Below are 5,027 nucleotides of genomic sequence, written 5' to 3'. Positions count from 1 at the left end.
TGTCTTAACCCTTGTTGTAAAGGTACACAGCTAACTTCGTTTAAAAACTCTAATTCTTCTTGTTTTTTCCAATCGGTTAGCATTGAAGACGTTTCAGCATATCCTACTCTTTCTTGTCTTTCGTACCAAGCTTGTGTTCTGGCATGGAGAGCTTTATTGTAAACTAATCTTACACAGCCCAATGTGCGCCGCAATAGCGACTCTTGTTCGGGTGTTGGGTAAAATCGAAACGAATAAGCTTTTTCCCTGTCTCGCATTCTAGCATATATCGTGTAAATGCGCTAATATTTAACAGTAAAGCCAACCTAGAACGACGGGGTTTCAGACCGAAAATTTTCGATGATTAACGTTGAACAAGTGGGGGGCCAGTGCAACTCGCCCGTTCGAGATAACGCTCTCCAAATCGTCCATTCCACCCTGGGCCGCCTGCGGGTGCGCTTGGCTTGGCTGAGATGTTATCCCTCCTTGCACGAACGCCTGTCCACCTCGATTTTGTCCTTGGCCGCCGTCAGGGAAGTTCGCTTGACTCCGGCGATCAACTCGATCGTCGTCTGCTACGATCCCCAGGGCATAACCGAAAAAGCCTTTCAAGAAAAGTTCTGTCATCTCCTCCAACAACTCACTCCCGTCCACTGGCTGACTGCTGTGAGGCCGATAACTGATGACACGACTTCGCCCGGGGAAGGAATCTTCTCGGAAGCAGCGGTTACTGGAAAAATCCAGGAAGTTGGCGGCAAGCTCATCGGCTCCTCCGTCGGCCGGGTAATGGGATTCGGCGTGGGGGCGGTCGCTGGCGGGGTGCTGTTGGGTCCTCTGGGGTTAATTCCGGGTGCGGGGGTAGGCAGTGCCGTCGGGCGAACAGTTGGCAGCCAGCTAGGGGGCGAAACCGTGCGCTATCTGTCCGGCACAGGAGCGGCAGCGCAACGCTGGCCAGTGCCAGCAAAGAACCCCGCCGAGTCCCTGCAAGCCACTCTAGAGCGGGGTGCCACTGAATTGATTGGCGAAACCTTCAACAGGCATGGCCGGCTTTGTGGTGGGTGGCTCTCTGCAAGGGCCCGCTAGGCTCTCTTTTTGGCGGAGTCATCGGCGGTGCTATCGGCGGACAAGTCGGAGAGGAATGGTGGTCCTGGCAGCGGGCAGACCTGGAAAAAATCACCCCCCAGGCAGGGGCGTAGTCAACTTGAACGAGTTTTGGACAATTAGTCAATAATGCAGGTTAAACTGTTAGTGAAAATAGCCGATCGAGCGGTATAGAGATAGTAAATTAGTGATTATGGATTTAGAAGCTTTGTTGTTAGGCATCGAGCCAGTGGCGGCACTGGGCGTTGGGGCAGCAGCTCTGGCTCTCGCCCCTCTCATTGGTGCTTTGGGTAATCCAGAGGTAGGAAAGTCTCTAGCAGACTCCGGCCGCGACCTCACCAAAAGTGGCATTAAATGGGGACTAGAAACGTTTGAGAAGGTGCAAGAGACTGTGGCTGAAGCCAGTGAGTCCTGGAATGATCTGGTAGCAGAAGCCGAGGCAGAAATTAGGACTGCCAAGAGTTCAGCCAAGCCCGAGGCACCCACAGAAGTGGAAATTGCCGAATAATCAACCGGGTAGCTCCGGGGTAATCTCAGGAAGACAGAGGTAATGGCCAATCCAGATTCATCAGCCTCAGCAGGGGAACAATTTACTCACAATCCCGCCAGTCTCTTGGCCGCTGCCAGCGAAGTGGCGAACCAGATAGCGAAGACGGCAAAAACCGCAGGGGAAGCAGCCGCCCAGCAATGGCAGACAGCAAGCGACTCCGTTCTCGAAGCCGCTAACCCCCTCCTCAAAGCCGCCCAAGATGCAGGCCAAGCTTTCGTGGAAACGGCAGGGTCGGCGGTCAAACCCTTGGCTGAACAAGCCAATCAAGTCGGACAGACCGCCCTGCAAACGGCAACGGCAACCGCAGAGTCCGTCGTCTCAGCTACCGGGCAAATCGCTGGCCAGATCAGCCAAGCAGTGCATCCGGCAGCCGTGGGTGGTGCTTTTCTAGGGATGTCGGCGGGACAAGTGGCCGGTGGAATGATCGGCGGGGCGATTGGTTCGGCACTCGGACCGGGCGGGGCGGTTTTAGGCGCTCAAGTGGGTGCTTTTGCAGGCAGCACCACCGGAGCAAAGTTAGGCTATGATGTCACCCACGAAATTTTCCGCCCCGAGCCGGACAAGGCTCAGGCGGGAGCAAATCCGATCGAGATCGCAGAACACCTCAGCAAGAAAAGCGGCGAGAAGCTCGGTGAAACCCTGGGGACTGCGGGGGGCGCAATTCTGGGTACGGTAATCGCTGGGCCTGCGGGCGGCATGGTAGGCGCTCTGGCTGGAGAGGTTTTGGGGGGACAGTTAGGGACAGATGCAGCAGTTGCCTTAAATCAACAAGTCGAGCGGCAAGGAAAGCCGTCTCAGGAAGCCTCGCCCGCACAGACAGACGTGAGAGATTGGACGATCAAGACAGGGAGTAGTTTTGTCGGGGAAACAGGAAGTGCTTTGGTCGGAGGGGCGATCGGCAAGTTAGTCGCCGGTGCAGCGGGGGCAGAGATCGGTCGGAGCTTAGGATCGCTCGCTGGCAAGAAAATCGACTGGACATCTCCGCCTCAACCGAGTTCGCCTCCTCAGCTACCCCAAGACGGTCAAGAGAACCCTCCCCATGTCAGCTAAAAACAAATTTTTGCTCTTGCTGCTGATCTTCGTACCGATCACTCTTGCTGCTGAGTGGCTGAAGTTATCACCCGTCCTCGTCTTTGTTCTCTCCGCTTTGGCGATCATTCCCCTAGCGGCCTTCATTGCTGAAGCAACAGAAGTCATTGCCGCCATTATTGGCCCGACCCTAGGCGGTCTGCTCAATGCCACCTTTGGCAATTTAACGGAAATGGTCGTCTCAGTAGTGGCGCTTAGGGCAGGATTAGTCGAGGTGGTCAAGGCGAGTATTTTAGGGGCGATTATTGCCAATTTACTCTTAGGATTGGGGTTGGCAATGTTGTTAGGAGGCTTGCGCTTCCAACAACAAAATTTTGCACCGGAAATTGCTCGCCTCAATGCCTCTTCCTTGCTGCTTTCTGTGTTAGTTTTGCTGACTCCCAGTGCCATTCACTTTACTTCCGACGGTTTGCCGAAAGCTGCCATCCAAAACTTTTCCTATGCGGCTGCCATTTTGTTGCTAATTTTTTATGGATTGAGCCTCATTTTCTCCCTTAAGTCTCAGCAAGATGTGGAAAGATTAAATACGCTAGAAGCAAGAGAAAATCAGCCTCAGCCAGTCAGCGGTCGCAACGCGCTCGCTACGCGAGACCGCGGCTTGGCCAAATTTGGAAAACCCGTCACAATTCTGCTCATCTGTACCGTTGCTCTAGTGGTCATTTCAGAAATTCTGGTGGGGAGTCTAGAAGAGACGGTAAAAGTATTAGGCTGGACTGAGCTATTTACAGGTATTATTTTACTACCCCTATTTGGCGGAGTCGTGGAATACATTACTTGCGTGACAACCGCCCTCAAAAATAAGATGGATTTGACGGTGGCGGTATCTATTGGCTCGACTTTGCAGGTGGTTTTATTTGTGGCTCCACTTTTAGTTCTAGTGAGCCTATTCTTCCCGACTCCTCTCTCCCTAGAATTCAACGTTTTTGGTATGTTTGCGGCTACGGCGGCAGTTCTGATCACCAGTTCTATCAGTTCTGATGGCCAGTCTAATTGGCTAGAAGGAGTTTTATTGTTAATTTTATATGCCGTTTTAGGTACAGCTTTTTATTTGCATCCTTAGATTTCATCCCTGTTATGATTAATTCTTTAATTGGTTCGGTGATAGGGGGATTACTCTTGATTGCTCTTCCCGTTCAAGCCTCACCTAAGTTAAGAGTCGGTGTCTATGTTTCACCGCCTTATGTCATAGAAAGTCAAGTGTTAACTGTCAATGATATTTCCTCCCTAAATAAACCTTCGCCTTCTCCAAAATCTTCCGCCCAGCAACCGAAAAGCACAACTAAGTTTGATGGGATTAGTATTGAGATTTGGCAGAGAATGGCCACGTCAGAAAATTTAGAATACGAGTATTATATAGTTAAGGAAGTTGATACAGGTATTAATCAAGTTGCTAATGGCACCCTCGATTTGCTCGTCGGACCGATCTCAATTACACCAGAACGCCTGAAAAAAGTTGCTTTTACTCAGCCTTACTATAGCTCCTATCTGGCCCTACTCGTTCCCAGCCATGCCCCCAACCTCTGGCAGTTGATTCATCCCTTCTTGCAACGAGCGGCGCTCCTAACGGTGCTAGGACTCGTACTGCTGTTGTTTTCAGTAGCCAATATCATCTGGTTTGTTGAACATAAGCGCAATCCCGAACAGTTTCCCAAAAATTATTTTAAGGGGGTGCGAGAAGCCTTCTGGTTTGTGTCAGTTACCACAACAACAGTCGGCTATGGTGATAAAGTTCCAGTGACTGCAACTGGCAGGTTTATTACTCATTTGTGGATGTGGATTTCCCTAGCGATTACCTCTTCAATTACGGCAGGTTTGGTGACAACCTTTACCCTAGCATTGACCCAGCAACCTGCCAACAAGTTCAGCAATCTTCAGGATTTACAAAATAAAAAAGTTGCCCTATTGGCAGGAAGTTCTTATTTGATCAATCTCACGGCTGAATATAAAATTACTCCTGTCTTGGCCAACAGCCTATACCAAGCTATTAATTTAATGTATAGCGGTCAGGTAGATGCGGTTCTTGATTCCTATCGAGTCTTAAAATATTATCTCGATCAAAATCCGGGGGTAGCTTTGACAACTCTGCCTATTTATTCATCTTTCTTGACCTATGGCTTTGTCTTACCTCAAAATAGCCCCCTCCTCAATAAACTCAACATTGATATACCTGGACTTCCCCGTTGACAAAAAGCCATAAGCTGTGCTGTAGAAGGGATTAAGAGAATTACCAGCACCCCGTTACTGGGTACAAATCAGAGAAACTCCCAATAAATCTAACGCTTTTTGTTGCAGTTGGGTCGGTCGAGTT

Annotated in this window: 6 protein-coding genes; 5 read left to right on the top strand and 1 reads right to left on the bottom strand. The window is 50.4% G+C overall.

What is annotated here, in order from left to right; genetic code table 11:
* Positions 1 to 257 (bottom strand): helix-turn-helix domain-containing protein (locus IM515_RS22115; RefSeq protein ID WP_287633628.1); only part of this gene is annotated, 257 nt, incomplete at its 3' end.
* 82 nt (positions 258 to 339) lie between these two features.
* On the opposite strand from IM515_RS22115, the gene IM515_RS22110 reads away from it, so the two are divergent.
* The 5 genes from IM515_RS22110 to IM515_RS22090 all read left to right on the top strand — a co-directional run bounded on the left by IM515_RS22110 (position 340) and on the right by IM515_RS22090 (position 4,903).
* Positions 340 to 1,062 carry an HMA2 domain-containing protein gene (locus IM515_RS22110; protein WP_287628629.1) on the top strand — a complete coding sequence of 241 codons (723 nt, stop codon included), beginning with the start codon at positions 340 to 342 and terminating at the stop codon, positions 1,060 to 1,062.
* 211 nt (positions 1,063 to 1,273) lie between these two features.
* On the top strand, positions 1,274 to 1,588 hold the full coding sequence (locus IM515_RS22105) for a DUF5132 domain-containing protein (RefSeq protein ID WP_002756751.1): 315 nt from the start codon (positions 1,274 to 1,276) through the stop codon (positions 1,586 to 1,588).
* Between the two features lie 42 nt (positions 1,589 to 1,630).
* Positions 1,631 to 2,680: a cell envelope biogenesis protein OmpA gene (locus tag IM515_RS22100; RefSeq protein ID WP_287628628.1), complete on the top strand. Its 1,050-nt coding sequence runs from the start codon at positions 1,631 to 1,633 to the stop codon at positions 2,678 to 2,680.
* Positions 2,670 to 3,779, top strand: coding sequence for a calcium/proton exchanger (gene cax, locus IM515_RS22095; RefSeq protein ID WP_287628626.1), 1,110 nt, complete (start codon positions 2,670 to 2,672; stop codon positions 3,777 to 3,779). The genes IM515_RS22100 and cax overlap by 11 nt, the downstream gene beginning before the upstream one ends.
* A gap of 14 nt (positions 3,780 to 3,793) precedes the next feature.
* Complete coding sequence (locus tag IM515_RS22090) at positions 3,794 to 4,903, top strand: transporter substrate-binding domain-containing protein (protein ID WP_287628624.1); 1,110 nt, start codon at positions 3,794 to 3,796, stop codon at positions 4,901 to 4,903.
* The last annotated feature ends 124 nt before the right edge of the window (positions 4,904 to 5,027 follow it).

Origin of the sequence: Microcystis sp. M44BS1 (assembly GCF_020244875.1) — a bacterium.
In the GTDB taxonomy this organism is placed as follows: domain Bacteria; phylum Cyanobacteriota; class Cyanobacteriia; order Cyanobacteriales; family Microcystaceae; genus Microcystis; species Microcystis panniformis.
Note: the sequence above shows the minus strand (reverse complement) of the source record. Positions and strands in the feature narration are given on the sequence as shown.

What these genes read in the sequence shown, in the direction of transcription:
- IM515_RS22110 (WP_287628629.1), top strand. Translation starts at nt 340, where the DNA reads ATGATTAACGTTGAACAAGTGGGGGGCCAGTGCAACTCGCCCGTTCGA.
- IM515_RS22105 (WP_002756751.1), top strand. Translation starts at nt 1,274, where the DNA reads ATGGATTTAGAAGCTTTGTTGTTAGGCATCGAGCCAGTGGCGGCACTG.
- IM515_RS22100 (WP_287628628.1), top strand. Translation starts at nt 1,631, where the DNA reads ATGGCCAATCCAGATTCATCAGCCTCAGCAGGGGAACAATTTACTCAC.
- cax (WP_287628626.1), top strand. Translation starts at nt 2,670, where the DNA reads ATGTCAGCTAAAAACAAATTTTTGCTCTTGCTGCTGATCTTCGTACCG.
- IM515_RS22090 (WP_287628624.1), top strand. Translation starts at nt 3,794, where the DNA reads ATGATTAATTCTTTAATTGGTTCGGTGATAGGGGGATTACTCTTGATT.